Annotated in this window: 28 protein-coding genes; 9 read left to right on the top strand and 19 right to left on the bottom strand. The window is 75.1% G+C overall.

Annotation, left to right across the window (positions count from 1 at the left end):
- Window positions 1–62: 62 nt before the first annotated feature.
- From Q7T67_RS11990 to Q7T67_RS11955, 8 genes are all read right to left on the bottom strand, one after another.
- Complete coding sequence (locus Q7T67_RS11990; RefSeq protein ID WP_304789514.1) at window positions 63–575, bottom strand: hypothetical protein; 513 nt, start codon at window positions 573–575, stop codon at window positions 63–65.
- Window positions 572–2,239, bottom strand: coding sequence for a glutamine-hydrolyzing GMP synthase (guaA, locus tag Q7T67_RS11985; RefSeq protein ID WP_304789511.1), 1,668 nt, complete (start codon window positions 2,237–2,239; stop codon window positions 572–574). Before guaA ends, Q7T67_RS11990 begins: the two co-directional genes overlap by 4 nt.
- 1 nt (window position 2,240) lies before the next feature.
- Window positions 2,241–3,392 carry a GuaB3 family IMP dehydrogenase-related protein gene (locus tag Q7T67_RS11980; protein ID WP_304789507.1) on the bottom strand — a complete coding sequence of 384 codons (1,152 nt, stop codon included), beginning with the start codon at window positions 3,390–3,392 and terminating at the stop codon, window positions 2,241–2,243.
- 209 nt (window positions 3,393–3,601) lie between these two features.
- On the bottom strand, window positions 3,602–4,573 hold the full coding sequence (locus Q7T67_RS11975) for a 1-phosphofructokinase family hexose kinase (RefSeq protein ID WP_304789504.1): 972 nt from the start codon (window positions 4,571–4,573) through the stop codon (window positions 3,602–3,604).
- Window positions 4,574–4,587: 14 nt separating this feature from the next.
- The gene (locus tag Q7T67_RS11970) at window positions 4,588–5,853 is read right to left on the bottom strand and encodes a D-alanyl-D-alanine carboxypeptidase family protein (RefSeq protein WP_304789501.1); all 1,266 of its coding nucleotides are present in this window, start codon (window positions 5,851–5,853) and stop codon (window positions 4,588–4,590) included.
- A complete protein-coding gene (locus Q7T67_RS11965; protein ID WP_304789498.1) occupies window positions 5,846–6,148 on the bottom strand; it encodes a LysM domain-containing protein in 303 nt (100 codons plus the stop codon). The genes Q7T67_RS11970 and Q7T67_RS11965 overlap by 8 nt, the downstream gene beginning before the upstream one ends.
- Window positions 6,149–6,199: 51 nt before the next feature.
- Complete coding sequence (gene pyrF / locus Q7T67_RS11960; protein WP_304789578.1) at window positions 6,200–7,084, bottom strand: orotidine-5'-phosphate decarboxylase; 885 nt, start codon at window positions 7,082–7,084, stop codon at window positions 6,200–6,202.
- 47 nt (window positions 7,085–7,131) lie between these two features.
- The gene (locus Q7T67_RS11955; protein ID WP_304789496.1) at window positions 7,132–7,404 is read right to left on the bottom strand and encodes an HU family DNA-binding protein; all 273 of its coding nucleotides are present in this window, start codon (window positions 7,402–7,404) and stop codon (window positions 7,132–7,134) included.
- Window positions 7,405–7,739: 335 nt separating this feature from the next.
- Between Q7T67_RS11955 and Q7T67_RS11950 the strand changes: the two genes are divergently transcribed.
- On the top strand, window positions 7,740–7,880 hold the full coding sequence (locus Q7T67_RS11950; RefSeq protein ID WP_304789493.1) for a hypothetical protein: 141 nt from the start codon (window positions 7,740–7,742) through the stop codon (window positions 7,878–7,880).
- 80 nt (window positions 7,881–7,960) lie between these two features.
- Here Q7T67_RS11950 and Q7T67_RS11945 read toward each other — a convergent pair whose 3' ends face one another.
- Entirely contained in the window at window positions 7,961–8,548 is a 588-nt protein-coding gene (locus Q7T67_RS11945) for a non-canonical purine NTP pyrophosphatase (RefSeq protein ID WP_304789490.1), read from the bottom strand.
- A 47-nt stretch (window positions 8,549–8,595) separates the two neighbouring features.
- Entirely contained in the window at window positions 8,596–8,907 is a 312-nt protein-coding gene (locus Q7T67_RS11940) for a hypothetical protein (protein ID WP_304789487.1), read from the bottom strand.
- A 215-nt stretch (window positions 8,908–9,122) separates the two neighbouring features.
- Between Q7T67_RS11940 and Q7T67_RS11935 the strand changes: the two genes are divergently transcribed.
- Both Q7T67_RS11935 and Q7T67_RS11930 read left to right on the top strand, forming a co-directional pair.
- Window positions 9,123–9,821 (top strand): zinc ribbon domain-containing protein, encoded by a 699-nt coding sequence (locus Q7T67_RS11935; RefSeq protein WP_304789485.1) that lies wholly within the window; start codon window positions 9,123–9,125, stop codon window positions 9,819–9,821.
- Entirely contained in the window at window positions 9,818–10,273 is a 456-nt protein-coding gene (locus Q7T67_RS11930) for a hypothetical protein (RefSeq protein WP_304789483.1), read from the top strand. The genes Q7T67_RS11935 and Q7T67_RS11930 overlap by 4 nt, the downstream gene beginning before the upstream one ends.
- A 19-nt stretch (window positions 10,274–10,292) precedes the next feature.
- On the opposite strand, the gene Q7T67_RS11925 is transcribed toward Q7T67_RS11930, so the two are convergent.
- Window positions 10,293–11,327 carry a histone deacetylase gene (locus Q7T67_RS11925; protein WP_304789481.1) on the bottom strand — a complete coding sequence of 345 codons (1,035 nt, stop codon included), beginning with the start codon at window positions 11,325–11,327 and terminating at the stop codon, window positions 10,293–10,295.
- A gap of 19 nt (window positions 11,328–11,346) precedes the next feature.
- On the opposite strand from Q7T67_RS11925, the gene Q7T67_RS11920 reads away from it, so the two are divergent.
- The 5 genes from Q7T67_RS11920 (at window position 11,347) to Q7T67_RS11900 (ending at window position 18,024) form a co-directional block, all read left to right on the top strand.
- The gene (locus Q7T67_RS11920) at window positions 11,347–12,816 is read left to right on the top strand and encodes an L-aspartate oxidase (RefSeq protein WP_304789478.1); all 1,470 of its coding nucleotides are present in this window, start codon (window positions 11,347–11,349) and stop codon (window positions 12,814–12,816) included.
- 132 nt (window positions 12,817–12,948) lie between these two features.
- A complete protein-coding gene (locus Q7T67_RS11915) occupies window positions 12,949–13,398 on the top strand; it encodes a hypothetical protein (RefSeq protein ID WP_304789476.1) in 450 nt (149 codons plus the stop codon).
- A gap of 156 nt (window positions 13,399–13,554) precedes the next feature.
- Window positions 13,555–15,588, top strand: a complete 2,034-nt coding sequence (locus tag Q7T67_RS11910; protein ID WP_304789474.1) for a hydantoinase/oxoprolinase family protein — start codon at window positions 13,555–13,557, stop codon at window positions 15,586–15,588.
- Window positions 15,585–17,201: a hydantoinase B/oxoprolinase family protein gene (locus Q7T67_RS11905; protein WP_304789472.1), complete on the top strand. Its 1,617-nt coding sequence runs from the start codon at window positions 15,585–15,587 to the stop codon at window positions 17,199–17,201. Before Q7T67_RS11910 ends, Q7T67_RS11905 begins: the two co-directional genes overlap by 4 nt.
- A gap of 175 nt (window positions 17,202–17,376) precedes the next feature.
- Window positions 17,377–18,024 (top strand): DUF1802 family protein, encoded by a 648-nt coding sequence (locus Q7T67_RS11900; protein WP_304789469.1) that lies wholly within the window; start codon window positions 17,377–17,379, stop codon window positions 18,022–18,024.
- A 168-nt stretch (window positions 18,025–18,192) separates the two neighbouring features.
- Here the strand turns inward: Q7T67_RS11900 and Q7T67_RS11895 are convergent, their stop codons facing one another.
- The 7 genes from Q7T67_RS11895 to moeB form a co-directional block, all read right to left on the bottom strand.
- Window positions 18,193–18,609: a M67 family metallopeptidase gene (locus Q7T67_RS11895; protein WP_304789466.1), complete on the bottom strand. Its 417-nt coding sequence runs from the start codon at window positions 18,607–18,609 to the stop codon at window positions 18,193–18,195.
- A gap of 55 nt (window positions 18,610–18,664) precedes the next feature.
- On the bottom strand, window positions 18,665–18,940 hold the full coding sequence (locus Q7T67_RS11890) for a twin-arginine translocase TatA/TatE family subunit (RefSeq protein WP_370695393.1): 276 nt from the start codon (window positions 18,938–18,940) through the stop codon (window positions 18,665–18,667).
- Between the two features lie 34 nt (window positions 18,941–18,974).
- Entirely contained in the window at window positions 18,975–19,949 is a 975-nt protein-coding gene (locus Q7T67_RS11885) for a PLP-dependent cysteine synthase family protein (protein WP_304789461.1), read from the bottom strand.
- Between the two features lie 76 nt (window positions 19,950–20,025).
- A complete protein-coding gene (locus tag Q7T67_RS11880; RefSeq protein WP_304789459.1) occupies window positions 20,026–22,140 on the bottom strand; it encodes a RecQ family ATP-dependent DNA helicase in 2,115 nt (704 codons plus the stop codon).
- Between the two features lie 53 nt (window positions 22,141–22,193).
- Complete coding sequence (locus Q7T67_RS11875; protein WP_304789457.1) at window positions 22,194–23,753, bottom strand: AarF/ABC1/UbiB kinase family protein; 1,560 nt, start codon at window positions 23,751–23,753, stop codon at window positions 22,194–22,196.
- Window positions 23,754–23,935: 182 nt separating this feature from the next.
- Window positions 23,936–24,214 carry a ubiquitin-like small modifier protein 1 gene (locus Q7T67_RS11870; protein WP_304789455.1) on the bottom strand — a complete coding sequence of 93 codons (279 nt, stop codon included), beginning with the start codon at window positions 24,212–24,214 and terminating at the stop codon, window positions 23,936–23,938.
- A gap of 13 nt (window positions 24,215–24,227) precedes the next feature.
- On the bottom strand, window positions 24,228–25,418 hold the full coding sequence (gene moeB, locus Q7T67_RS11865; protein ID WP_304789452.1) for a molybdopterin-synthase adenylyltransferase MoeB: 1,191 nt from the start codon (window positions 25,416–25,418) through the stop codon (window positions 24,228–24,230).
- A 154-nt stretch (window positions 25,419–25,572) separates the two neighbouring features.
- Between moeB and Q7T67_RS11860 the strand changes: the two genes are divergently transcribed.
- Window positions 25,573–26,208, top strand: coding sequence for an SCO family protein (locus Q7T67_RS11860; protein WP_304789449.1), 636 nt, complete (start codon window positions 25,573–25,575; stop codon window positions 26,206–26,208).
- A gap of 37 nt (window positions 26,209–26,245) precedes the next feature.
- On the opposite strand, the gene Q7T67_RS11855 is transcribed toward Q7T67_RS11860, so the two are convergent.
- The gene (locus tag Q7T67_RS11855; RefSeq protein ID WP_304789446.1) at window positions 26,246–26,497 is read right to left on the bottom strand and encodes a hypothetical protein; all 252 of its coding nucleotides are present in this window, start codon (window positions 26,495–26,497) and stop codon (window positions 26,246–26,248) included.
- Window positions 26,498–26,755 lie beyond the last annotated feature (258 nt).

Genomic DNA, 26,755 nt, shown 5'->3' with positions numbered 1-26,755 from the left:
AGCGACGGGGGAGAATAGCGCAGGCCCCCCGGGGGACGCCGTCCGGTCGGGACGGGCGTCGGTCAGGGCCGCGGACCGGCTGCGCCGAGCTCGCGGTCGCGAGCCCAGAGCAACAGGTTGACGGCTCCGAGCAGGAAGAGCAAGGCCGCCCACGTGATCGGGCGCTGCAGGGCCGGGACGTCGAGGTCGTCCAGCAGGGTCGCGACGGTCGCCGCGACGGCCAGGAGCGTCGCCGCGACGCCCCAGGGACGGCCGGCCAGCTCCAGCAGGACCACGCAGGCCAGGCCGACGCCCGCACCGACGCCCGCGGACGTCTCGCGGGCGACGTCGGAGCCCACGAGGTCGCCGGCCTGCGGCGCGAGGAGCGCGCCGGCCCCGGCGCCGGCGACCACCAGGGCGGCACCCCAGGGGCCGTCCTCGGCACCGCCGGCGAGGCCGACGAGGACCAGGACCGCGGCGACCGCCAGCGCGGTCCGCGGCAGGTCGAGGGTGTCCGTCAGGACGCCGGCGGCGACCGCCGCCGCGCCCGCGAGGTAGAGGACGGCCCGGGGACCCCGGGCCGGGCTCCGGCTCACTCCCACTCGATGGTGCCGGGCGGCTTGCTCGTGATGTCGAGCACGACCCGGTTGACCTCGCGGACCTCGCCGACCATCCGACCGGCGACGCGGTCGAGCAGGTCGTAGGGCAGGCGGGCCCAGTCGGCCGTCATCGCGTCGTCCGAGGTGACCGCGCGGATCGCCACGACGTAGCCGTACGTGCGCTCGTCGCCCTGCACGCCCACGGTGCGGACGTCGGGGAGGACGCAGAAGCTCTGCCAGAGGTCGCGGTAGAGGCCCGCGGCGCGGACCTCCTCCTGCAGGATCGCGTCGCAGTCCCGGAGGATGTCGAGCTTCTCCTGCGTGATCTCGCCGCCGACGATGCGGATGCCGAGGCCGGGGCCCGGGAAGGGCTGGCGCCAGACCATGCGCTCGGGCAGGCCGATCTCGTGGCCGACCGCGCGGACCTCGTCCTTGAACAGCGCGCGCAGCGGCTCGACGAGCTCGAAGGTCATGTCCTCCGGCAGGCCGCCGACGTTGTGGTGGCTCTTGATCGTCGCCGCCCCGGTGCCGCCACCGGACTCGATGACGTCGGAGTAGAGCGTCCCCTGGACGAGGAACTTCGCGCCGGTGTCGCCGCCCGCGGCCTCGACCTGGCCGTACGTCTTCACGTCGGCCCCCTCCACGTCGGAGGCCCCCGCCCCGACCGCGAGCTTCAGCGCCTCCTCCTCGAAGATGCGGATGAACTCGCCGCCGATGGCCTTGCGCTTGGCCTCGGGCTCGGTCACGCCCTTGAGCCGCGCGAGGAAGCGGTCCTTCGCGTCGACGACGACGAGCGGCACCTGGAAGTGCTCGCCGAAGGTCTTCTCGACCTGCTCCGTCTCGTTCTTGCGCATCAGGCCGTGGTCGACGTAGACGCACGTGAGCTGGTCGCCGACCGCCTGGTGGACCAGGAGCGCCGCGACGGAGCTGTCGACGCCGCCGGACAGGCCGCAGATGACCTTCCCGTCGCCGACCTGACGGCGGATCAGCCGGATCTGCTCCTCGGCGATGTTGGCCGCGGACCAGTCCAGGCGGCAGTGGCAGATGTCGCGCAGGAACGTCTGCAGCGTCTGCTGGCCGTACGGGGTGTGGACGACCTCGGGGTGGTACTGGATCCCGTAGAGGCCGCGGTCGACGGACTCGAAGGCCGCGACGGGCGACGAGGTCGAGCTCGCGAGGGCGACGGCGCCCTCCGGCGGCGTGTAGACCGTGTCGCGATGGCTCATCCAGGCCGGCTGCTCGTCGGGCTGATCCTTCAGCAGGGTGCCGTGCTCGGTGACCGTCAGCTGCGACCGGCCGTACTCGCCGATCTCGGCGGACTCGACGCGACCGCCGAGCTCCTTGGCCAGGAGCTGCATGCCGTAACAGATGCCCAGGACCGGCACCCCGAGGTTCAGCAGCTCGGGGTCCAGCGGCGGGGCGTCCGGGGAGTACACCGACGCGGGGCCGCCGGAGAGGATGATCCCCTTGGGCTTCCGGCGGCGGACCTCCTCGGCGCCCACGTGGTGCGGGAGCAGCTCGGAGAACACGCCGCACTCGCGGACGCGACGGGCGATGAGCTGGCTGTACTGGCCGCCGAAGTCGAGGACGACGACCTCGTCGACGTCCGCACCGGCGGGCAGCGGGTTCTCGGGGGCGGGCGTGGAGGCGGAGTCGGTCACGTCAGGCGATGGGGTGGTTGGCGGCGGGCGCGACGGCGATCTGCGCGCGGTTGAACTCGGCGAGGTCGAGCGATCCGCAGGTCGCCATGGAGCGCTTCAGCGCGCCGATGAGGTTGGTGGTGCCGGAGCCGTCCGTCCCCGGTCCGAGCAGGACCTGCTCGAGCGGACCGGCGGTGCCGACGTGCACGCGGCCGCCGCGGGGCAGCTCGCGGTGGGCGGCCGCCGGGGTCCAGTGCCAGCCGCGGCCGGGGGCCTCCGCGGCCCGCGCCAGCGGGGCGCCGAGCATCACGGCGTCCGCGCCGCACGCGATCGCCTTGGCGATGTCGCCGCCGGTCCGCATGCCGCCGTCGGCGATGACCTGGACGTACTCGCCCGTCTCGAGGACGTGCGTGGAGCGGGCACCGGCGACGTCGGCGATGGCGGTGGCCTGCGGCAGGCCCACGCCGAGCACGCGGCGGACCGTGGAGCCCGCGCCGGCCCCGACGCCGACGAGCACGCCGGCCGCACCGGTCCGCATCAGGTGCAGGCCCGTGTGGTAGCTCGAGCAGCCGCCGACGACGACCGGGACCGGCACCTCCGCGATGAACTCCTTGAGGTTCAGGACCTCGTGGAGCGCCTCGCCCGAGTTGGGGTCGTCCTTGGCCACGTGCTCCGCCGAGACGACGGTGCCGAGGATCGCGAGCACGTCGAGCCCGGCCTCGAGGGCGACCTCGTAGTGCCGGCGGACGCGCTGCGGGGTGAGCGCCCCGGCCACGACGACTCCGGGCTCGGACTTGATCTCGCGGATGCGCTCCGTGATCAGCTCGGCCTTCACCGGCGCTGCGTGGAGCTCGCGCAGGCGGTGCAACGCCTCGGCGTCGGGCAGGTCGGCCAGGGCGGCCAGCTGGGCCTCGGCGTCCTCGTGCCGGGTCCAGACGCCTTCGAGGTCGAGGACCGCGAGACCGCCGAGCCGCCCGATCGTGCGGGCCGTGGCGGGCGAGATCGCCGCGTCCATCGGCGAGGCCACCAGCGGCAGCTCGAAGCGGTAGGGCCCGAGCTTCCAGGCGATGTCGACCTCGTCCGGGTTGCGGGTCCGGCGCGACGGCACGATGGTGATGTCGTCGAAGCCGTAGGCGCGGCGGGCCTTCTTGCCCCGCCCGATCTCGATCTCCATTCACGGAAGGATCGCGCAGCGGGCGGACGGGCGTCGGGCGCCCGCCGTGCGGAGACCCGTCCCGGGTGGCCCGAGCCCGGCCGGGTCGGGATGCGCCCAGGACCCGCGACGCTCGGGTCGGGGCCCGGGACCCCCACCGGGTGGCCCGAGCCCGACCGCATCGGGATGCGCCCCGGAACCGCGACGCTCGGGTCGGGGCCCGGTCTCCTCTATTCGTCGTCGAGGGAGATGCGCTCGATCTCGACCTCGTGCACCAGCCGCTCGACCTGGCGCGGGTCGACGAGGCCGGCGCCGAGGCGCTGGGTCGCGTCGGCGCCGCAGGCCACGGCGTAGCGCAGGGCGCCCTCGTCGTCGCGCTGCTCGTAGCGCGCGGCGACCATGCCGGCGAGGAACGCGTCGCCGGAGCCGATGCGCGCCACGGTCTCGCGCACGTCGATGCGCGCGCGCAGCAGGTGCACGCCGACGGGCCCGCTGGCCCCGCCGTCGTGACGGACGCCGGCGACGCACCCGTCCTGCAGGGTCATGACGGCCTCGCGGACGCCGTGGTCGAGGAGCTCGCGGATCGCGAGCGCCCGGTCCTCGTCGTCGGCGAACTCGTGCCCGACGATCTCCTCGGCCTCGAGCTGGTTCGGCGTCAGACCGTCGGGCTCGGACTTCAGGAGGTGGCGCAGCGGCTCGCCGTCGGTGTCCGCGTAGACCTTGACGCCGATCTTGTGCAGCTCGCGGACGAGATCGCCGTAGACGGTGTCCGGCACGTTGCGGGGGAGCGACCCGGCGAGGACGACGATGTCGGCGCCGCGCGCCAGGTACAGGAGCTTGTCCTGGAACAGCTCGAGCTCGCGGGCGTCGACGCGCGGGCCCTTCTCGTTGACCTCGGTCTGGACGCCGGAGGTCGGGTCGAAGATCGCGGTGTTCGTGCGGGACTCGTCGGCGATGCGGACGAAGTCGTTGAGGATCGACTCGCGGGTCAGCTGCTCGACGATGCGGGTCCCCGTCGCGCCGCCCGCGAACCCCGTGGCGATGACGGGCTGGCCGAGCGTCTTCAGGGTGCGGGCGACGTTGACGCCCTTGCCGCCGGCGAGCGTCGTCTGCTCCACCGCGCGGTGCCGGTGCCCGAGGCGGATGTTGGGCACGACCAGCGACCGGTCGATGGCCGCGTTCAGGGTGACGGTGATGATCATCGCTCGGGGCCAGCCTACGGGGTCGGCGAGCCGCCGCGGCGCCCGCCACGGAGCGTCGCCCGCGAGCGCCCGACGAGCACCGCGAGGACGATCAGGCAGACGACGGCCAGCCCGATCAGGAACCGCACCCAGCCGCGCTGCAGCTGGTCGTCGAGCCGCTCCCAGAACGTGGCCGCGGCGACGTCCGTCGCGGTGACCGCCGGGACGCGGGCGACGACGCGATCGCGCTGGAGCACCTCGATCGTCCCCAACCGCGTCCCGCGCGGCAGCGGGCCCTCGACGTCGCGCGGCAGGCCCACGACCCGGTTGCGGAGCCGCTCGCCCTTGCGGGCGGTGCGCGTCACGGTGGAGGCGGCGACGACCCGGACCCGCTCGTCGCGGTAGCGCAGGGGCAGCCGGCCGGCGACGGCCAGGCGGCGCAGCGGGCGGACCCGGTCGTACAGCGAGGTCGCGTACCGCAGGAGCGCGATGCTGTCGCTGTCGCGGGCGGCCTCCGAGCCGTCGCCGAGCACGGCGCTGATGACCGAGATCCCCCGGCGCCGCGCCGACCCGACCAGGGCGTACCCCGAGGCGCGGGTGTGCCCGGTCTTGACCCCGTCGACCCACGGGTACTCCTGCACCAGGCGGTTGCGGTTGACCACCGTGATGGCCGGTGTGGCCGACTCGAGGGTCATGGACCGGCGGTCGACGATCTCCTTGAAGGCGGGGAAGCGCCGCAGCAGCAGCGTGATCTTGACGAGGTCCGCCGCGCTGGCGTGGTGCCCGTCGGCGTCCAGGCCGACCGGGTTGCGGAAGCGCGCGTCGATGCCCATCGCCCGCGCCCGGTCGTTCATCAGCCCGACGAACGCCGGGACGGACCCGGCGACGCTCTTGGCGATCGCCTCGGCCGCGTCGTTGCCCGACGGCAGCAGCATGCCGGCGAGCAGGTCGCGCATCGTCATCCGGTCGCCGGGGTGGAGGTCGGCCAGGGACTCCCCCGCGCTCGCCGCGTACCGCGGCACGGTGAAGCGCTCGGACAGGTCCGGCTCCCGCTCGAGGGCGACGAGGGCGGTCATGAGCTTCGTCGTCGACGCGATCCCGCGCTGCTGGTCCTGGCGGCGACCGAGGACGACGTCCCCCGTGGAGAGCTCGACCACGATCGCCGCGGGCGCCTGCACGTCCGGCCGGCCGTCGGCGGCCCCGGCGACCGCCGGGAGGGCCAGCGGCCCGGCGAGCAGCGCGAGCGGGAGCAGGAGGACGCGGACCAGGACGGCCACGGCGCGACGACGGGCGTCAGTCACGCGGCCGCAACCGGATCCGCTGGCCCGCCCGGAGCGCCTGGGGATCGACCTGGGGGTTCAGCTCGACGAGCTGCGTCACGTCGAGCCCGTACCGCGTCGCGATCGACGAGAGGTTGTCGCCCCGGCGCACCGTGTAGGTCCGGCGGGTGGTCGTCGGGGCGACGGTCGTGGTCGTCCCCGCCACCGGCCGGTCGGCCGGGTCGTCCGAGCCGGGATGGGCGACGAGCCAGACCGCGACGAGCACGGCGATGAGGGCGAGGGGCGGGACCACGCGGAACGGGCTGCGCGGTGGCATCGCGGGAAGGATAGGCCGCGGACGGACGACGACGTGCCGACGCCGCGTCCGTCACAGCGCGGCGGCGAGGGCGCGGAGCTCCTCGGCGGCGCGGCGCGCGGCGGGTGCGGGGTCCTCGGCCCCGTCGTCGGCACCCACGACGGAGCGCGACGCCGTGACGATCGCGCTGCCGGGTCCGGGGGCGAACGCCGGGGCGAGGTCCTCGACGCGACCGCCCTGCGCTCCGACGCCGGGGAGCAGGAACGGCGTGGCGGGCATCAGCTCGCGCAGTCGGCGCAGGCGCTCGGGCGCCGTGGCCCCGACGACGGCGCCGACGTCCGAGACCGCGTCGGCCCCGGCCACCGAGGCCTCGCCGAGAGCGGCGACCATGCGGGCCACGCGGGCCCACACGGGCTCGCCGTCCTGCATCGCGTGCTCCTGCAGGTCCGCCGCACCGGGGTTGGAGGTGCGGACCAGCACGAAGACGCCGCCGCCCGTGGGGCGCCCGGCGTCGATGAAGGGCACGACGCTGTCGCGGCCCATGTACGGCGCGACGGTCACGGCGTCGGCGGCGACGCCGGGGACCGGGCCCCACGGGGTCTCGACGCCGGAGAAGGCGGCGGCCGCGTACGCGGCGGCGGAGACGTCGATGTCCCCGCGCTTGGCGTCGAGGAGGACGAGGAGGTCGAGCTGCCGGGCGTGCTCCGCGACGTCGCGCAGGGCGCGCAGCCCGTCGGGCCCGAGGCGCTCGAAGGAGGCGCTCTGCAGCTTCACGGCCACGCAGGCCGGGGCCGTCGCGTCGAGTACGCGTCGGCAGTGGTCCGCGACGGCGGACGCCGCGGCGCGGCCGGGATCCGTGCCCGAGGGGACGGCCACCCCGCCTCGCCACAGACGGGCGGGGTCGGGGTCCAGCCCGACGGCGATCGCGCTCTCGCGTCGCCGTACCGCGGACGCCAGTCGGTCCCCGAACCCGGGAGCCGACCGGTCGTCGAGGACCTGGGTCCTCAGGCGACCGACTTCTTCAGCGCGGCGCCGGCGGAGAACTTCGGCAGCTTCTTCGCCGCGATGTCGATCTGCTCGCCGGTGGCGGGGTTGATCCCCTTGCGGGCGCTGCGCTCGGCGACGGAGAACTTGCCGAAGCCGGAGAACGTGACGTCGCTCCCGCGGGACAGCGCGTCGGTGATCGTGTCGAGCACGGCGTCGACGGCGGCCTGCGCGTCCTTCTTGCCGAGACCGGCCTTCTCGGCCACGTGGTCCACGAACTCTGCCTTGGTCATCTAACCGCTCCTCCTATGGTGGGGCACGCTTCGGATTGCGACGCTATCGCGTCTCCACGCCTCCCGCAGGAGCGGGAAGGCGGTCGGACGGGCGATGCGTCGCACGTGCCGGACGGCGAGAGTGTGCCTGCATCGCAGGACGGAACGTCGTCCGACCGCCCGCCCCCGGCCGGTCGCGGACCGCCGTGGGGAGCCCGCCGCGCCGCGACCGGAGCCCCGTCGGCGCGCCGACGGCCGGGGCGACGCACCGCACCCCGGCCGTCCGGCGAGGCGCCGGTGGAGCCCTCCGGTCGCCCCGGCGACCCCGGCCGGCCTCGAGGTGCTTGGATGTGCGCATGACCCTCGAGCGCGCCGCCTGGTCGGTCGTCATCCTGGCGTGCCTGATCACCGCGATCGTCCTGGTCGTGCGGGGATTCCTGGGCTACGCCGCCGTCTCCACGGCGGTCGGCCTGGCCGCCGCGACCAACCTGCGCTGAGCCCCGCCCCGGGCCCCGGCCTCGGCCCGACCCCGCCGCCGGTCGGCGTCGGGGCGACCCCGGGACCGGCCGACCCCTGCTCAGCGTGCCGCGGCCGTGAGCAGCGCGAGCAGCTCGCGCGCAGCCGCGCCGCGGTGCGAGATCGCGGCCTTCTCGGCGGGCGCGAGCTCCGCCATCGTCCGCCCGGCCGCGACCTCGACGTCGTCGGGCAGGAACACCGGGTCGTAGCCGAAGCCCCCGTCGCCGCGGGGCTCGGGGGCCATCGTGCCCGTGCAGCGACCCTCGACGCGGTGCTCCGTGCCGGTCGCGGGATCGACGTAGGCGATGGCGCAGACGTAGGCGACCGCGCTGCCCGCCGGGACCCGGCTGCGGAACAGCGCGAGGTTCTCGGCGTCCGTCGCGTCCTCGCCCGCGAACCGCGCGGAGCGGACGCCGGGGGCGCCGTCCAGCGCGTCGGCCTCGATGCCCGAGTCGTCCCCGAACGCGGCGGAGCCCGTGGCCGCGGCCGCGGCCCGCGCCTTGCCCATGGCGTTCTCGGCGAACGTCGTGCCGGTCTCGGCCGGCAGGTCCACCGAGTCGGGCAGCGCACCCACGGTCCAGGGCGCGAGGAGCTCGGCGAACTCCTCGGCCTTGTGCGGGTTGCGGGTCGCGAGCACGAGACGGGGCACGCGGCCATCGTAGGACGGCCGCGGGACGCCCGCCGGGCCCGTCGGGACTACTTGACCTTCGGCGCCGCGCCCGCGGTGCCGATGGCGGACTTGACCTTCTCGACGACGGCCTGGGCGATGCCGCCGCCCTTCAGGCCGCCGGCGGCGAGGACGACGCCGGCCATGACGGCGGCGATCAGCATCGCCAGGGCGACGTACTCGACGGTGCCCTGACCGCGGTCCTCCGACCGCAGGCGACGGACGGCCGCGCCGTCGTGCAGACGCAGCAGGCGGTGATGGGCGCGCGCGGCGAGGGCGAGCGACGGTCCGGGGGTGGCGACCGGGGAGGGCTGGGCGGTGACGAGGGCGGTGCGGGACACGAGGGTCTCCTGGGGTTCCGGAAGGGGTGCGGATGCGTCCCCATGGTCCGGCCGGCGCCCGTGTCGTCTCCACCGCCCGAACGTGCCGGACCTGCGCCGGAACCGCCCGCGCTCCCCGCCCCGCACCCCGTGGGGGCCCGGCGATCGGTGGGCGTGTCGTCGCTACACTCGCACCGCGGTCCGGCGTGACGAGAACCCGCGGGGCCGTCCGATCTATGAGCGACTCCCCCGACCGCACCCCCCACGACGCCGGCGAGGCCGGGCCGCGCCCGACCCCCGGCGAGGCCTCCCGGCCCGGCGAGGAGCCCACCCAGGTCCACCGGACGGCAGAGCCCGGGCGCCCGGACGGCAGGCGGCAGGACTCGAGCATCACGGCCTTCACCCCGGGCCCCGGCCCCGAGCCCTCGGCGCCCGGGACGGGCTCCGCGGCGGCCGCCGCAGAGCCGGCCGCCCAGGTCGCCCCGCAGGCCGTGCCGCGCAAGGTCAGCGTGCGCAACCGCGGCCGCATGCGCCGGCGCCTACGGTACCTGCGCCGGGTCCGCGAGCTCGGCTACCGCGACCTCGGCGGCCTCGTCTTCGAGCTGCGCCGCGCGGGCGTCGAGAACGAGGTCCTCGTCGGCGCGAAGGTCGACGCCCTGCACTCCATCGACCAGGAGCTGCACGTCCTGGAGCACGGCCTGCGCGACTTCCTGAGCGTCGAGGAGCTCCACGAGCCCGGCGTCTCGGTCTGCCTGCGCTGCGGTGCGCTGCACGGCAGCGACGCGAACTTCTGCCCCCAGTGCGGCATCCGCGTCGACCAGCAGCAGACCGGCCACGCCCCCGCCGACCCCGCGACGGTCGCGGCCGCGCCGGGCGCCGGGACGACCGGGTCCTACCCCGGGGCCACGTCCGCCACGGGCTCCGAGCGCCGATGAGCCGCACCCCGCCGACACCGGTGGTCTGCCCGCGTTGTGGGAACACCGTCGGGGCCGAGCAGTCGTGGTGCCTGAGCTGCGGCGCACCGGCACGGACGCGCATGCGCCCGACGCCGAACTGGAGGCTCCCCGTCGCCACGGTCGCGGCCGTCGTCCTGATCGTCGCGGGCGGCACGCTCGGCGCCTTCGTGGCGCTGACCACCACGGGCGACGACCCGGTGCCGGCCGCCACCACGACGACGGTGGCCCCCGCCGTCCCCGAGCCCGACCCGCAGCCGACGGCCGCCGTGCCCGCCACGCCGACGACCTCGACGCCCGCGGTGACGACGACGACCGCGCCCTCCGGCGGCACCCCGGCACCCGGGACGAGCACCACGTCCGGCGCCACCACCGCACCCGGCACGACGACGGCCCCGGCCCAGCCCGGGGCGGGCACCGCCACCACGCCCTGACCGGCGTGGATCCCGCCGCTCAGCCCGCGGCGTGCGCCAGGGACGGCCAGCCCGGCGCGAAGAACTCCCGCGCCCGGCGGACGACGTCGTCCTCCGGGACCGGCTCGGGTGCCGACGCCGACGCCGGGTCCTCCGACCACGCCTCGAGCGTCCGGGCCACCGACCGCGCGAGCGCGTCGACGTCGTAGCCGCCCTCGAGCACCAGGCCGAGCGGGACGTCGAGCTCCTTGGCCAGGCGGTGCGCCGCCCCGGCGATCCGGGCGAAGCCGTCGTCGGTGACCTCGCAGCCCGCGAGCGGGTCGTCCGCGTGGGCGTCGTAGCCCGCCGAGACCAGGACGAGCTCCGGGGCCCAGTCGCGGGCGATCGGTGCGACCACGTGCTCGACCATCCCGACCCAGGTGCGGTCCCCCGTCCCGCCGGGCACCGGCAGGTTCACCGTCAGGCCCTTCCCGGCACCGTGGCCGGTCTCCGTGGGCCGGCCCGTCCCCGGATACAGGGGGAACTCGTGGATCGAGGCGAAGAGCACCTCGCCGCTGCCGGCGAAGATCTCGGCCGTGCCGTTGCCGTGGTGGACGTCCCAGTCGAGGACGAGCACCCGCCGCAGGCCGTGCGTCAGGACGGCGTGGCGCGCCGCGATCGCGACGTTGTTCAACAGGCAGAACCCCATCGGCTCCGCCGTCTCGCAGTGGTGCCCGGGCGGGCGGTGCAGCGACGCCGCGCGGGTCGCCTCGCCCGACAGGAGGGCGTCCACGACGGCCACCGCGCCGCCCGCGCCGTGGACGGCGGCGTCCCAGGACCCCGAGGAGACGATCGTGTCCGCGTCGATCCGTCCGCCGCCCGACCTGGCGAGCGCACGGATCCGCTCGACGTGGGCCCGGGGGTGGACGGCGAGCAGCTGCTCGTCCGTGGCCTCCGGCGAGTCGCGGGGGACGAACCCGCACCAGTCGCGGGCCTCCAGCTCGCGCTCGATCGCCACCATCCGGTCGGCGCGCTCGGGGTGCGACCCGGTCTCGTGACGGAGGGACGACTCGTGACGGAAGAGGGGGCGGGCCACGACGGATACGGTACCCGCCATGTCCGCCGCCGCCGACGCGACCACCGACGCCCTGGTCGTCGGAGCCGGGGCCGCCGGGCTGTACGCCGCCCTCTGCGCCGCGCGCGACGGGGCGCGGGTCACCGTCGTGTCCGCCACGCCCCTCGCGGAGACCGCGTCCTACTGGGCCCAGGGAGGCGTCGCCGCAGCGCTGGCGGTCGACGACAGCGCCGCCGCCCACCTCGCCGACACGGAGCGGGCGGGCCGCGGTCTCGTGCGCCGGTCGGCCGCCGAGGTCCTCTGCCGGGAGGCGCCCGACGCGGTCCGCGACCTCGAGACGCTCGGCGTGCGGTTCGACGCCGACCGGCACGGGCGCCGCGTCCTCGGGCTCGAGGGCGGGCACACCCACCGACGGGTCGTCCACGCCGGGGGCAGCGCGACCGGCAGGCGGCTCGTGCGCCAGCTCTCGGCCCGGCTCGTCGCCCACCCCTCGGTCACGGTCCTGGAGGACACCCGGGCCGCGGCGGTGTGGACCACGGACGGCCGGGCCGTCGGCGTCGTGCTCGAGGACGGCAGGGCGATCGCGGCCCGCGCGACGATCCTCGCCTGCGGCGGCTCCGCGGCGCTCTGGAGCCGGACGACCAACCCGCCCGGGTCCGTCGGGGTGGGCGCGCAGCTCGCGTTCGCGGCGGGCGCCGAGCTCGCCGACCTGGAGTTCGTGCAGTTCCACCCCACGGCGGTCGCCGGGATCCCGGGCCGCGAGGGGTTCCTGGTGACGGAGGCGATCCGGGGCGAGGGCGCGACCCTCCTGGACGGGGCGGGCGAGCGGTTCGTCGACGAGCTGTCGCCGCGCGACGAGGTCGCCCAGGCCGTCTGGCGGACGATGCTGGCCGAGGGGGCCGACCACGTCCGCCTCGACATGCGGGACGTCGACCCGGGGGCCTTCCCGAACGTCGTCGGGGCGCTGCGCGAGTCGGGCCTCGATCCTGTGACCGAGCTCGTGCCGGTCTCCCCCGCCTGCCACTACACGATGGGTGGCGTCGCCTGCGACCTCCAGGGCGCCACGAAGGTGCCCGGCCTCCACGTCGTCGGCGAGACCGCGTGCACCGGGCTGCACGGGGCCAATCGCCTGGCGTCCAACTCCCTGGCGGAGTGCATCGTCTACGGCGGCCGGGCGGCCCGCGCCGGCCTGGACGCGCCCGCCCTGCCGCACCGCCTGGGACCGCCGCCCTCCGCCCCGGCGGTCGTCGCGCCGTCGCGGGAGAGCCGCGAGGCCCTGTGGCGGCACGCGGGCATCGAGCGCGACGCCGACGGGCTCCGGACCCTCCTGGACGACCCGCATCCCCTGGCCCGCGCCATCGGCTCGGCCGCCCTGGCGCGTGAGGAGAGCCGCGGTGCCCATCGTCGCCTGGACCACCCGGGCACGGATCCGGAGCTCGACGGGGTTCATACGGTCGTCCAGCCCACCGACGGCGTGCCGGTCGCCCGGCGCGAGCGGTGGGACGTCTAAACGGCGTATAACGCCTCGATCAATAAATCGGCCTTTATCACTCTCGCGAGGAGAAGGCGCCACATCTTCATCGAAACCCAACATTCGGGGTGTTTCGAGGGGTGGACGGTTCCGACCCACCGTCCCACTCTCATGTACCACCTCTCCAGGACTCTCTACCGCGACGTCACCCGCAACCTCCCCGGCGGTGCCTCCCGCACGACCCAGGAGCGCGTGCTCCGGGCGTGCGAGCGCACCATCGAGCGGCTCGTCACCGACCCCCACTACTTCGCGCACCCGGCGAAGAGCCTCTTCACCGAGATCAGGTTCCTCTTCCCCATGGCCGCCCAGGCCCAGGTCTGGCGGACCGTCGACACGTACGTCGGCACCGTGGCGGAGGAGCTCCGGCGCCGGCCCGACCTCGGGCACGACCTGACGGGCACGAAGCCCACCTGTCAGGCGACCACCCGGCGCGGGCAGCCGTGCCAGCGCGATCCGCTCCACGGTTCGCGCTACTGCCCCTCCCACCAGCACCTCAGCGAGACCGAGGAGCCCGTGGAGGACTTCGCGGAGCGCCGCCCGCTCGAGGCCCTCGCGGCCTAGGGACCCCGCGGGCCGCGGGCGCCCGGCGGGAGGCCCGGCGTGCGCGGTCCCCGGTGGGGCCCGCCCGCGACGGCCCGCGACGCCGACCGGCACGTGCACCCCCGCGGGGCGCACCCGACCCGGACCCCCGTGCCGGCCGGCGCTACGCTCGGCCCGATGCTCCTCGGGGTCGACGTCGGCGGCACGTTCACGGATGCGGCGCTCGTCGCGGACGGGCGCGTCCACACCGCGAAGACCCCCACCACGCCCGAGGACCAGTCCGAGGGCGTGCTCCGCGCGATCCGGGACGTCCTCCGGACCGCCGGCGCCGGTGCGGCCGACGTCTCCGGCCTGCGCCACGGCATGACCGTGGCCACCAACGCGCTCCTCGAGGGCCGGGTCGCCCGGACCGTCCTCTGCGCCACCGAGGGCTTCGTCGACCTCGTCGAGCTCGGCCGCCAGGACCGCCCCCACCTCTACGACCTGGCGCGGCCGCGCGTCGCGCCGCTCGTGCCACCGGCGCTGCGGGTGCCCGTCCCCGAGCGCTGTGGTCCCGACGGCCCCGAGGTCGCGCTGACGCCGTCGGCCGCCGACGCGGTCGCCGCAGCCGTCCTCGCCCTGCGGCCAGAGGCGGTCGCGGTGGTCCTGCTGCACGCCGACCGGCACCCGGAGCACGAGCGCACGCTCGGGGCGGCGCTGCGTCGCGTCCTCGGCGACGAGGTCCACGTGTCGCTCTCGCACGAGGCGGTCGGGACGTTCCGGGAGTACGAACGCGCCGCCACGACCGAGGTCGACGCGGCCGTCTCGCCCCTCGTCGGGCGCTACCTTCGCCGACTGGCCACGCGCTGCGAGGACGCCGGGCTCCCCCGCCCCCAGGTCCTGCAGTCCTCCGGCGGGGTCTGCGCCCTCGAGGTCGCCGCGGCCCGTGGGGCGACGACCGTGCTGTCGGGCCCGGCGGGCGGCGCGGCGGCCGCGGCGATCGTGTCGCGCACGACCGGCGAGCCCGACCTCCTGTGCTTCGACATGGGCGGCACCTCCTGCGACGTCCTCGTCGTGACCGGCGGCCGGGTCCGCGAGACGGGCGGCGGCACGATCGCGGGCCGCCCGATCGCGCTCCCGACGGTCGACATCCACACGGTCGGCGCGGGCGGCGGCTCGGTCGCCTGGACCGACGCGGGCGGCGCCCTGCGCGTCGGCCCGCGCTCCGCCGGGGCGGTGCCCGGTCCCGCGGCCTACGGCGGGGGTGGCACCGAGCCGACGGTGACCGACGCCCACGTCGTCCTCGGGACTCTGGACCCGGCCGCCCCGCTCGCGGGCGGGGTCGCGCTCGACGTCGACGCCGCCCGTGCCGCGGTCGGTCGCCTCGCGGGGGCGACGGGGCTCGACGTCGACGCGTGCGCCCGCGGGATCCTGCGGGTGGCCGACGCCGAGATGTCCCGCGCGCTGCGGGTCATGACCGTGGAGCGGGGCGTCGACCCGCGCGGCTTCGCGCTCCTGGCGTACGGCGGCGCGGGTGGTCTGCACGCCGCCGGGCTCGCCGCGCGGCTGGGCATCGGGCGGGTGCTCGTCCCCCGGGCCGGCGGCGTCCTCTCCGCGTTCGGCCTCGCCGCCGCGGAGCGGCGCACCGACACCGCCCGCACCGTCCTCCTGCGCGGGGACGCGATCACGACCGAGGCGCTGGGCGGTGGCCCGGAAGGCCGGTCGTCGGGGCTCGGCCGCGACCCGGGTGGGGCCACGGCCGCGGACGGATCGACCGGGACGACGGGCGGCGCCGGCACCGAGGGCGCGGGCCTCCCGGGCGACGCGGAGCCCGACACCCTCGGGGCCCGCGGGGACCGCCTCGAGCGCGCCTACGACCTGCGGTACGCCGGACAGGCCTTCGAGCTGACCGTCCGCGACGTCGCCCCCGACCCCGTCGCGCTGCGCCGCGCCTTCGACGCGGCGCACCGGGAGCGCTACGGGTTCGACGACCCCGACGCCGTCCTCGAGCTCGTGACGATCCGCGAGACCGTGCGTGGTGAGGCGCCTGCGGTGGCCCTCGGCGTCGGCGGCGACGGGACCACCGCCGAGGGTCCCGCCGTCGTGCGCCTCGACGGCGCCACCGTGGTGGTGCCGTCGGGCTGGACGGCCCGGACCGACGACCACGGGACCCTGCACCTGGAGGCGGACGATCCCGTCCCCGCCCCCGCGCCGTGGGAGGACCGGGCGTGAGCGCCGGCGACGGCACGACCGGCGCCGGCCCGGGCGCCGGCGGGGCGGGCGGCGGCGGGACCGGCACCGGGGACGCCGCGCTCGACGCGGTGGACCTGCAGGTCCTCGTGGGCGGCCTGCGCGCGGCGTGCGACGAGATGGGCGCCGTCCTGGTGCGCAGCGCCCACTCCCCGAACATCACGGAGCGCCGGGACTGCTCCACCGCGCTCTTCGGTGCGGACGGCGGGATGATCGCCCAGGCCGAGCACATCCCGGTCCACCTCGGCGCGATGCCCGCGTCGGTGGCCGCGGTGCGCGACCGGGAGCACCGGCCGGGCGTCTCGTGGATCCTCAACGACCCGTACGCGGGTGGCTCGCACCTGCCCGACATCACGGTCGTCACGCCGGTCTTCGTCGCCGGGGCGCCGGCCGGTGCGCCGATCGGGTTCGCCGCCGCCCGCGCCCATCACGCCGACGTGGGCGGCCGGACCCCGGGGTCGATGCCCGCCGACTCGACGACCCTCGAGGAGGAGGGGGTCGTGATCACCCCGCGGGCCCTCACCCCGGGTCTCGTCGACGACCTGGCCGGCCGCATGCGCCACCCCGGCCAGCGGCGCGCGGACCTCCGCGCCCAGGTCGCCGCCTGCGAGGCCGGGGCCGCGCGCCTCGCGGACCTCGCGGCCGCACGTGGGACCGACGCGCTCCGATCGGCCCTCGGCGAGGTGCTGGACTACGGCGAGCGGCGGATGCGCGCCGCGATCGCGTCCCTGCCGCCGGGGCGCCACACGTTCGACGACCTGCTCGAGGGCCGCGAGGGCCCGATCCCGCTGTCGGTCGTCGTGACCGTGGCCGACGGCGAGGTCGAGGTCGACCTGCGCGGCGCCCCCGACCAGGGGCACCACAACCTCAACTGCCCGCGGGCGGTGACCGAGTCCGCGTGCCTCTTCGCCGTCCGGGCCGCCGTCGCGGACGCCGAGCTGCCGACGGACGACGGGACCCGACGCTGCGTGCGGGTCCTGACGCGTCCCGGCTCGATCCTCGACGCCCGTCCCCGGCCCGACGGCACCCGGCCGGCGGTCGTCGCCGGCAACGTCGAGACGAGCTCGCGCGTGGCGGACCTCGTGCTCGGGGCGCTGGGCCGCGCCCTCGGGCAGGGCACGATGAACAACGTCACGCTCGGGGACCAGCGCCGCACGATGTACGAGACGATCGGCGGTGGGCAGGGCGCGCTGCCCGACGCCGACGGCCCGTCCGCCGTCCACGTCGCGATGTCGAACACGCGCAACACCCCGATCGAGGCCCTCGAGGTCTCGTTCCCGGTGCGGGTCGTGCGGTACGAGGTGCGCCGGGGGAGCGGCGGCGACGGACGTCACAGGGGCGGCGACGGCGTGGTGCGCGAGCTGCAGGCGCTGGAGCCCCTGGAGTACCAGGTGCTCGGGGAGCGCCGGACCGTGGGAGCGCGCGGCGCGGACGGCGGGCACGACGGCCGCCCGGGCCTGCACGCACTGGACGGGCGGGTCCTGCCCCCGAAGGCGGGCGGCCGGATGGAGCCCGGCCAGACCCTCCGCATCGAGACCCCCGGCGGCGGGGGTTGCGGGGTCCCCGGGTCCGGGTCCCGCGCCGACGGGTCCTGACGTCGGCGACGCCTAGCACGAACGGCACGAATCCGTGCGCTGCCGCACGGAGTTGCACCAATCGCTTGGATTTTGCAGCGGTCTCTGCAACGATGATTTCTCCGGCCTGCAGCGATCTCCGCTCGGTATTGCGTGTGCGCGCAGGTTCGTTTCATCTCCGACAGTTGGTTCCGCCATGCCGATTGCTTTCAAGGAATGGGCGGTCACGGTCCGTGCCCTCGCCGAGGGTGAGCAGCTGCTCACGCTTCGCAAGGGCGGAGTCCGGGAAGAGCACAAGCACTTCCGGCTCGACCACGATCGATTCTTCCTCTACCCCACCTTCGATCACCAGCGCAACGACGTCATCCGGGAGTCCCACCTCCCGGAGCTGCGCCGTGCCCTCGAGGAGGGCGTCTGGCCCGACGGCGATCCGCCGGCGGCCGCGCTGACCGAGGACGGTGGCATCCCGCAGCCCGAGCGCGTGCGCATCCGGGCCTGGGCCGAGGCCGTCGCGCACTACACGGTCACGGACGCCCGCATCGTCGAGGCGCTGTCCCCGTACTACGTGTGGACGCCCGACTACGCCGAGAAGCGCCTGAACTGGAAGCACCGGCACCCGCTGCACGTCGTGCTGCTGCGCGCCTACCGGATCCCGCGTCCGGTGACCGTCCGCGTGCGTGACGACATGGGCGGTTGCCGCTCGTGGCTCGAGATCCAGCGCGACCTCCCCTTCGAGGGCACGCCGGTCCTCTCGGACGACGAGTTCACCCGCGCGACGGACCAGATCGAGTCGATCCTCGACGGCACCGCCGAGCGCGCGGAGCTGCCGGCCGCGCTGATCTAGCGGCGCGGCCCGGCCTCCGCGGAGGCCGGGCCCGCAGGAACGACGAAGGGCCGCCCTCGAGCGGCCCTTCGTCGTTCTCCGGCCGGGTGTCGTGCGTCGGTGACCGTCCGGTCGCTCGCACGACGGCCGCCGTCCGCCGTGGGCGGCCCGACGCCCGCGGGTCCTCCGTCAGTCGAGCACGGTGACCGGGACCTCGGTCACCTCGCCGTCCGCGTCGATCAGGTAGCTGCGGACCTCGGGCTCCGCGCCCTTGGTGCCGACGATGAGCCACTCGACGCCGGGCAGCCGGTTGCGGTCGCGGCCGAAGTTGATGTCCGTCTGCGACGGGTAGGGCGCCGACCGCGTGTGCGAGTGGTAGAGGACGCTGGCCTCGGCGTCCTCGTCGTCGATGGCCATCATCGCGCGCGGGTACGACGACCCACCGAGCTCGAAGCCGAAGACCTTCGGCCCGTTCAGCACGTTCTCGAGCTCGTGGACACCGACGACGTCGCCGTCGCGGACCGCGAGGAGCCCGCAGCACTCGTCCGGGGCGTCCCGGACGGCGTGGGCGATCACCTGATCCAGGTGTGCGCGGGAGATCCTCATCGCCGACCCCGGAGGCCGGCCGACGGGTGCGGGCCGGAGCCCGCGGCGGCCCCCGTCACGACTTGTTGGCGCCAAAGGCGTCCTGCGCCTCGCGGCTGTCCTCGTCGGACGCCTTCGCCGTCGGGACGTCGTCGTCCTCGGTGCCGATCGGCGCGGCGGCGACCTGCTGCGCCGGCGTCTTGCGCGGCGCGGGGCGGTCGTCGTCGTCGTCGTCGAACGGGTTCGCGCTCGCGAGGCTGTCCTTGAACTCGCGCATGCCCTTGCCGAGCGACTTGCCGACCTCGGGGAGCTTCTTGGGGCCGAGCACGAGGAGCGCGATCACGAGGATCACGATCAGTTCCGTAGGTCCGATAGGGCCCATCAGGTCACCACCAAAGCGTAGATTCGAGGTCCTTGATCTCTTCGATCGGGCGCGTGTAGATGCCCGACGAGAGGTACTTCCAACCGTCGTCGCAGACGATGAAGACGACGTTGCCCTCGTCCATCTCGTTGGCGATGCGGACGGCGACGCGGGCGATCGCGCCGGAGCTGACCCCGACGAAGAGGCCCTCCTCGTCGAGGAGCTTGCGCGTCCAGACGATCGCGTCGGAGTTGGTGACGAAGATCTTCCGGTCCAGCAGCGAGAGGTCGATGATCGGCGGGATGAACCCGTCGTCGAGGGACCGCAGGCCCTGCACGGGCTCGCCCTGCATGGGCTCGGCGGCGACGATCGTGACGCGGTCGCCGAGCTCCTCCTTGAAGCGCCGGCCGTTGCCCATCAGCGTGCCGCCGGTGCCCAGGCCGGCCACGAACGCGTCGACCTGGCCGTCGAGCTCGTCGAGGATCTCCACCGCGGTGCCGTTGTAGTGCGCCAGCGGGTTGGCCGGGTTGCCGTACTGGTACGGCATCACGTACCTGGGGTCCGACGCGGCCATCTCGGTGGCCATGGCGACGGCGCCGTTGCTGCCCTGGTCGCCCGGGGAGTAGACGATCTCCGCGCCGTACATCTTCAGGAGGTCGGTGCGCTCCTGCGTGACGTTGTCGGGCATCACGACCTTGAGCTTGTAGCCCTTGCGGCTGCAGATCATGGCCAGCGCGATGCCGGTGTTGCCGGAGGTCGGCTCGAGGATGACGGAGTCCGGGCCGATCGTCCCGCGCTCCTCCGCGTCCTCGATCAGCGCCTTGGCGACGCGGTCCTTGACCGAGCCGGTCGGGTTGGCCGACTCGAGCTTGGCCCAGATCCGCACGCCGGGCTTGGGCGACAGGCGCTTGAGCTCGATCAGCGGCGTGTGACCGATCGACTGCACGATGTCGCCGTAGCGACCCGCGCACGGCCGGTTCTCGAGAGGGGGCATCGCCATGGGCCACCAAGTGTAGCCGTGCCGGATCCCGGCCCCGACCGACCGGGGCCGTACGCGGCGCGTCGCCGCTCGCGGGTCAGTTCGTCGTGCTGAGGACCAGCGGCGAGACCGGGCCGGCGCCTCGCCTGCGGAGCTGGCCGCCGACCATCGCGAGGGTCCACCCGCTCTGCCGCAGGTCGTCCACGAGCAGGCACCGACCGGCGGGCGGGTCCGCCGTGACGGCGAAGGCCCCGCGGACGTTCGCCGCCTGCTGCGCGGCACCCCGCTGGCCCGCCTGCCGGGGCCGGTCCTCGCGCCGGCCCACGGTCGCCACCCACGGCAGCTCGAGCGCCGCCGCGAGCCGTTCGGCGACGTCGGACACCGGGTCCTGGGGGCGCCGCGAGGGCACCGCCGTGACCCACTCGGGGCGCACGCCCCAGCCCCGCACGAGCTCCGCCAGAGCCTCGACGACGTCGTCGCCCAGCCGACCGGACTCGAGCTCGGCGCGGACCTGGGCGTCCCAGCCGGCATCGCCGCGGCGGGCGAGCGCCCGTCCGGCGTCGGTCCTGGCGGCCTCGGGGATCTTGCGCATCGTGCCGCTGCCGGCCTCGGGCGCCATCCGCTTGGGATCGAACGAGACCGGCCGCGACCGCAGCGCGGTCTGCCCGGCCCGCACGAGCTCGCGGTCCGGGGCCTCGCCGTAGCGCGGGGCGGTGCAGACCGCGCAGCGGCCGCAGTCCCCCGCGTCGGGGTCGTCGAGCTCCTCCTGCAGCGCACGCATCAGGCAGCGCCCGTCCGTGCCGAAGGCCGCCATCGCGTCCTGCTCGGCCCGGCGCAGCTGCGTGACGTGGGCGTAGCGCTCCTCGTCGTAGGTCCAGTCCGCCCCCTCGACGTGGCCCCACCGACCGTGCGAGCGCCAGACCGCGCCCTCGACGTCGAGCACCTTGAGCATCGATTCCAGCCGCGTGAGCCCGAGGTTGACCTGCGCCTGGACCTCGCGCGTCGTCGCGCCGGCCTCCCCCGCCTCCCGGAGCACCTCCCGGACCTCGGCGACGCGCTCGGCGCTCGGGAACGCCTGGGTGATGAAGAAGTCCTGGATGCGGCGGTCCTCGGCCCCGCGCAGCAGCACGACCTCGGCGTGGTCCACGCCACGGCCCGCACGGCCGACCTGCTGGTAGTACGCCACCACGGAGCCGGGCGCCTGGTAGTGGACGATGAACCCGAGGTCGGGCTTGTCGTAGCCCATGCCCAGCGCGCTGGTGGCGACGACGACCTTGACGTCGTCGTGCTGCAGGCGCTCCTCCAGCGCGATGCGGTCCTCGGAGGCCTGCTGACCCGTGTAGGCCGCCGCCGCGATGCCCTGGTCCTTCAGGAACGCCGCCACCTGCTCGGCGTCCGCGACCGTCAGGGCGTAGACGATGCCCGAGCCCTCGAGCGCGTCGGGGCCGCTGAGGTGCTCGACCAGCCAGGCGAGGCGCTCGGCCGGGTGCGGCAGCTCGACGGTCTCCAGGCGCAGGCTGGTCCGGGCGAGCGAGCCGCGGTAGGTGCGCAGCGCCGCCGGGTCCGCCGTCCCGTCGGCGCCGGCCGGTGCGGTGAGCTGCTCCACGACGTCGGCGACCACGCGGTCGTTGGCCGTCGCCGTCGTGCCGAGCACGGCGGCGTCGGACGGCAGGTTGGCCAGCACGTCCTTGATGCGGCGGTAGTCCGGCCGGAAGTCGTGCCCCCAGTCGGAGACGCAGTGCGCCTCGTCGATCACGAGGAGGCCGGTGCGGGCGGCGACCACCGGCAGCAGGCGCTCGCGGAAGCGGTCGGCGTTCAGGCGCTCCGGCCCGATCAGGAGCAGGTCGACCTCGTCCGCCTCGATCAGGCGCTCGATCTCGGCCCACTCCCCGGCGTTGGTCGAGTTGATCGTGTGGGCCCGCAGCCCCATCGACTCCGCGGCCTGCAGCTGGTTGCGCATGAGCGACAGCAGCGGCGAGACGATCAGCGTCGGCCCGGCGCCGCGGGCGCGCAGGAGCGCGGTGGCGACGAAGTAGACGGCGCTCTTGCCCCACCCCGTCCGCTGGACGCAGAGCACCCGGGCCCGGTCCTCCACCAGATCGGAGACCGCGTCGAGCTGATGCTCTCGGAAGACGGCGTCCGGGTTGCCGGTGAGCTGCCGGAGGCGTCCGAGCGCCTCGTCAGCGAGGGGGATGTCCGTCGCGGTGACCACGTCCTCCATGCTGCCCTACGACCACGGCCCGGTGGGTGCCGGGCCGTGCCGGATCAGCTCCGGATCGGCTCCGAACCCGCGAAGAAGCCCGCCTCGTCCTCGCCCAGCGGCGTCACGGGCCCCATCCCGTAGAGGACCTCGCCCACGATCCCGCCCCAGTCCGCGCCGGCGCGCAGCTGGCCGAGGACGATCGCGACGACGTCGAACATGCGGCGGGTCAGCACGGCCTCGGAGGGCAGGGTGAAGCGGTTGGCCTCCGCGCGGACGGCCTTCATCTGGGCGCGGTCGGCGGCGCGGTCGCGCTCGGCCGGAGCCGCGGGTGCGGCGGTCGCCGGGTCCTCCCCCGGGGCCGCGTCGCCGACCGCGGCGACCGCTCCGGGCGCGAAGCCTCCGACGGCGCCGTCCTCGCCCTCCGGCGTCGTCCACACCCGCGGGTCGCCGGCGTCGCCCCCGAAGCGCCGCTCGCCGGCCACCGCGTACCACCCGGCCATCGCCCGCATGAGACGCAGGACGAGGTCGCCGTCCATCTCGGCCGCGCGCTCCGGCGGCAGGTAGCCCGTGGAGATCAGGGCCTGGCGGAGCCCCTCCGCATCGGCGTCGCGGGCGGCGGCGGCGATCGCGCGCTCGCCGTCGAGGTAGGCGGGCGAGACGTCGCGCAGCAGCCCGAAGTCGAGGAAGCAGACCTTGCCGTCGGCGCAGCGCAGGTAGTTGCCCGGGTGCGGGTCCCCCAGCGCGATGCCCTCGCGGAACAGCAGGCCGAAGAAGAAGCGGACGACGATCTCGCCGTAGCGGTCGCGCTCGTCCTGGTCCAGGCGGCGGACCTCCTCGAAGCGCTGCCCCTCGACGTACTCCGAGACGAGGACCCGGCGGGTCGAGAGCTCCGTCAGGACCTTGGGGATGCGGACGAACGGGTGCCCGCGGTAGAGCCGCTCGATGCGGCGGTGGTTCTGCGCCTCGAGCTCGTAGTCGAGCTCCTCCGAGATCCGCTCGCGGAGCTCCTCGGCGAGCGCCTTGGCGTCGAGGCCCGGGGCGAGGCGCTTGACGAGCGGCAGCAGCAGCATCGCGTTGCGCAGGTCGGTCTCGACGGCCTCGGCCACCCCCGGGTACTGGACCTTGACGACGACGTCCTGGCCGTCGAGCGTGGTGGCGCGGTGGACCTGCCCGATCGAGGCCGCCGCGAAGGCCTCCTCCTCGAACGACGAGAAGACCTCGGAGAGCGGACCGCCGAACTCCTCGCGCATGAGCTTCTCGAGCTTGCGGAACGGGACGGGCGGGACGTCGTCGCGGAGCTTCGCGAGCTTCGCCTGGAGCTCGCCCCGCTGCTCCTCGGGCAGCCCGTCGAACTCGACCATCGAGAGGATCTGCCCGATCTTCATCGCGGCACCGCGCATCTGGCCGAGCTGGTCGACCAGCTGGCCCACGAGCTTGGCGGTGCGGTCGGAACGGGCCTCCTCGGCGCGCTCCGGCGAGCGGACCTTGTTGGCCGCGCGCATGCCGGACCACCGCAGTCCCTGACCGGCGACGAGGCGTCCGACCCGCGCCGTGCGCGCGACGCGGCCGGTCGGGAGCTCCCCGGCGGCTTCGGGGGAGGTCTCGTTCGGTCCGTCGGGCACCTACTGAAGGTACCCGCCGACCATGAGGGCCCAATCAGGAACGGGTCACGCGCCGGGGGCGTGGTCGGCGTGTGCCCCGACCGGGCAGGTCGGCCCGCACGGACCGGGGGCCGCGCGTGCGGCCTGCCCGGGACCGCGCGCGGGCCGGGTGGGGAGGCGGGCCCCGGGTGGGCCCGCCTCCGTCAGGCGGCGCCGCCGGCCATGGCCGGCAGGATCTGGAGCGTGTCGGCGTCGCCGACCTTGGTGTCCAGACCGTCGAGGACGCGGACGTCCTCGTCGTTGAGGTACACGTTGACGAACCGGTTGAGCTCGCCGTCGGCACCGAAGAGCTGGGTGCCCAGCTCCTCGTGCGACGCGACGAGGGCCTTGAGGACCTCGCCGACGTCGGCGCCGTCGGCCGTCACCTGGCGCTCGCCGCCGACGGACGGGCGCAGGACCGGGGGGATGCGAATCGTGGCCATGAGGTGCGGGACCCTAGCCCGCCGCGGCGCAGAACGCCTCGTAGTCGGGGAAGACGCCCATCTCGTCGTCGGAGATCGAGTCGCGGTCGCGGGAGCACACGGGGCACTCCGGGTCCTTGCGGACCTTGACCTCGTTGAACTCGGCGGCCAGTGCGTCGTACATCAGCAGGCGGCCGCGGAGCGAGTCGCCGACGCCGATGATGAGCTTGATGACCTCGGTGGCCTGGAGCAGCCCGGCGGTGCCCGGCAGGACGCCGAGGACGCCGTTGGCACCGCAGGACGGGGCCAGCTCGGCGGGCGGCGGGACCGGGAAGAGGCAGCGGTAGCAGGGGCCGTCGGGGTGCGAGGTGTCGAAGACCGACAGCTGCGCCTCGAAGCCGAGGATCGCGGCGGAGACGACCGGCTTGTTCAACCGGACCGCCGCGTCGTTGATCAGGTAGCGCGTCGGGAAGTTGTCGGTCCCGTCGACGATGACGTCGTAGCCCTTGAACAGCTCGAGCACCGAGTCGGCGTCGAGCCGCTGCTGGTGCTGGACGACCGTGACGTCCGGGTTGAGGTCGTTGATCCGCTTGGCGGCGGACTCGACCTTCGGCGTGCCGATCGTCGACGTGCCGTGGGCGACCTGGCGCTGCAGGTTCGACAGGTCGACGACGTCGTCGTCGACGATGCCGATCGTCCCGATGCCGGCGGCTGCGAGGTACAGCGCGTTCGGCGAGCCCAGCGCGCCGGCGCCGATCAGCAGCACCTTCGAGTCGATCAGCTTGATCTGGCCCTCGAGGCCGACCTCGTTGATGAGGATGTGGCGGCTGTAGCGCTCGCGCTGCTCGGCGGAGAGCGTGCGGGGGACGTCGACCTCGTAGCCGCGGTCCTTCCACAGCGTGTAGCCGCCGGTCATGGACTCGACGTTGTCGTAGCCCAGGTCCTCCTTCAGCGTGCGCGCCGCCAGTGCCGAGCGGTTGCCCGAGGCGCAGTAGAGGACGACCCGCTTGGAGCGGTCCCCGACGGCGCCGTCGATGCGCGACTCGAGGAATCCGCGGGGCACGTGGACCGCGCCGGGCAGCTTGCCCGCCGCGACCTCGTCGCTCTCGCGGACGTCGACGAGGACGACGTTCTCGTCCCACAGCACGTCGTGGACCTGCGCCGGATCGACTTCCTCGATCTGGCCCTTGATCTGGCGGACGAACTCCGCTCCCGAGGGGGTCATGGCTTCACCTGAAGGTCCATAGGGTTTCCTTGCTTTACAAAGTGTAGCGCCCCGGAGATCCCGGCTCCGGGCCTCGACGGGGCTGCGACGTCGTCACCGGTCGTCGGCCCGCTCGGCGCGGCCCGGATCGTCGAGCGACTACCCTCGGGTGGTCGTGAACGCTCGCCTCAGACTCTCCCTGATGACGACCGCCGTCGTGGTCCTCGGCGTGCTCGTCGTGCTCGTCCTGGCCCGTCCCGGCGGCTCCGGCGACGGCGCGGACGACGGCATCCAGCAGGCCGGGTCGCCGTTCAAGGGCTCCCGCGGGGTCGGGGCCGCGGCCCCCGGGTTCCGCCTCGCCGACCAGGACGGGCGTCCGACATCGCTCGCCGGCCTGCGCGGCCGCCCGGTCATCCTCACCTTCATGTACAGCACCTGCGAGGACACCTGCCCGGCGACGGCCCGGCAGATCGCGCAGAGCCTCGACGACCTCGGCGAGGACGTGCCGACGATCATCGTGAGCGTCGACCCGAAGAACGACACGAAGGCCACGGCGCAGCAGTTCCTGAACAAGATGCGCCTGCGCGGTCGGGCGCAGTTCGTGCTCGGCACCCGCGCCCAGCTCGCGCCGATCTGGAAGAGCTACGCCGTGCTCCCCCAGGGCGAGGGCTTCGAGCACTCCGCGGTCGTCCTCGTGCTGGACGCGCAGGGACGGCAGCAGGTCACCTTCCCCGTCGACAAGCTGACGTCCTCGGACCTGGCCCACGACGTGCGCGCCGTGCAGGACCGGGCCACGCCCAGCGCCCGCTGAGCGGACGCGGCGGGCGTTGCCGAGCGCCGGCGGCGCGTCAGGCGACGACGGCGGACCGCAGGGCCGCCACCGCGGCGTCCTCGCGGTCCCGGGCGGCGAGGTAGGCCGCCCACGGCCCGACGCCGGGGCGGCGGGCCCACCGGGTCCAGGCGTCGAGCGCGTCGTCGCGAGCGGCCTCCCAGATCGCCTGGGCGAGGTCCTCGGCGTCCGCCCGACGCACGATCACGTCACGGGTGTCCGGGACGGAGTCCAGCAGCTCGTGCAGCTCGTGGGTGTCGCAGGATTGCATCGGTGGTCCACGTATCGGACGGTCGGGGCTCGCTCTTGAGGTCCCCGTCGAACGTCACGCAACCCCGCCCGGACGACCCTCGTGGGCGGTCCGGCGCGGTCGGTGCGGGGTGCGCCGGGTGCTCTCGTCCGGGGTACGGCGCGCGTCGGTCGCCGGACGCGTGCCCGGCGAGGTCGTGCCGGGCCACGGACTCAAGCTCGGCTACTACGCCCAGGAGCACGAGACCCTCGACACCTCCCGCACCGTGCTCGAGAACAT

Origin of the sequence: Patulibacter sp., assembly GCF_030655195.1 — a bacterium.
GTDB lineage: Bacteria > Actinomycetota > Thermoleophilia > Solirubrobacterales > Solirubrobacteraceae > Patulibacter.
This window is presented reverse-complemented; position numbering and strand designations above follow the sequence as displayed.

Coding starts and splice junctions, on each gene's coding strand:
- Q7T67_RS11855 (WP_304789446.1), bottom strand. CDS start 26,497: ATGCAATCCTGCGACACCCACGAGCTGCACGAGCTGCTGGACTCCGTC.
- moeB (WP_304789452.1), bottom strand. CDS start 25,418: ATGACCCCCTCGGGAGCGGAGTTCGTCCGCCAGATCAAGGGCCAGATC.
- Q7T67_RS11930 (WP_304789483.1), top strand. CDS start 9,818: ATGAGCCGCACCCCGCCGACACCGGTGGTCTGCCCGCGTTGTGGGAAC.
- Q7T67_RS11920 (WP_304789478.1), top strand. CDS start 11,347: ATGTCCGCCGCCGCCGACGCGACCACCGACGCCCTGGTCGTCGGAGCC.
- Q7T67_RS11900 (WP_304789469.1), top strand. CDS start 17,377: ATGCCGATTGCTTTCAAGGAATGGGCGGTCACGGTCCGTGCCCTCGCC.
- Q7T67_RS11980 (WP_304789507.1), bottom strand. CDS start 3,392: ATGGAGATCGAGATCGGGCGGGGCAAGAAGGCCCGCCGCGCCTACGGC.
- Q7T67_RS11935 (WP_304789485.1), top strand. CDS start 9,123: ATGAGCGACTCCCCCGACCGCACCCCCCACGACGCCGGCGAGGCCGGG.
- Q7T67_RS11910 (WP_304789474.1), top strand. CDS start 13,555: ATGCTCCTCGGGGTCGACGTCGGCGGCACGTTCACGGATGCGGCGCTC.
- Q7T67_RS11870 (WP_304789455.1), bottom strand. CDS start 24,214: ATGGCCACGATTCGCATCCCCCCGGTCCTGCGCCCGTCCGTCGGCGGC.
- Q7T67_RS11915 (WP_304789476.1), top strand. CDS start 12,949: ATGTACCACCTCTCCAGGACTCTCTACCGCGACGTCACCCGCAACCTC.
- Q7T67_RS11965 (WP_304789498.1), bottom strand. CDS start 6,148: ATGCCACCGCGCAGCCCGTTCCGCGTGGTCCCGCCCCTCGCCCTCATC.
- Q7T67_RS11975 (WP_304789504.1), bottom strand. CDS start 4,573: ATGATCATCACCGTCACCCTGAACGCGGCCATCGACCGGTCGCTGGTC.
- Q7T67_RS11895 (WP_304789466.1), bottom strand. CDS start 18,609: ATGAGGATCTCCCGCGCACACCTGGATCAGGTGATCGCCCACGCCGTC.
- Q7T67_RS11955 (WP_304789496.1), bottom strand. CDS start 7,404: ATGACCAAGGCAGAGTTCGTGGACCACGTGGCCGAGAAGGCCGGTCTC.
- Q7T67_RS11885 (WP_304789461.1), bottom strand. CDS start 19,949: ATGGCGATGCCCCCTCTCGAGAACCGGCCGTGCGCGGGTCGCTACGGC.
- Q7T67_RS11950 (WP_304789493.1), top strand. CDS start 7,740: ATGACCCTCGAGCGCGCCGCCTGGTCGGTCGTCATCCTGGCGTGCCTG.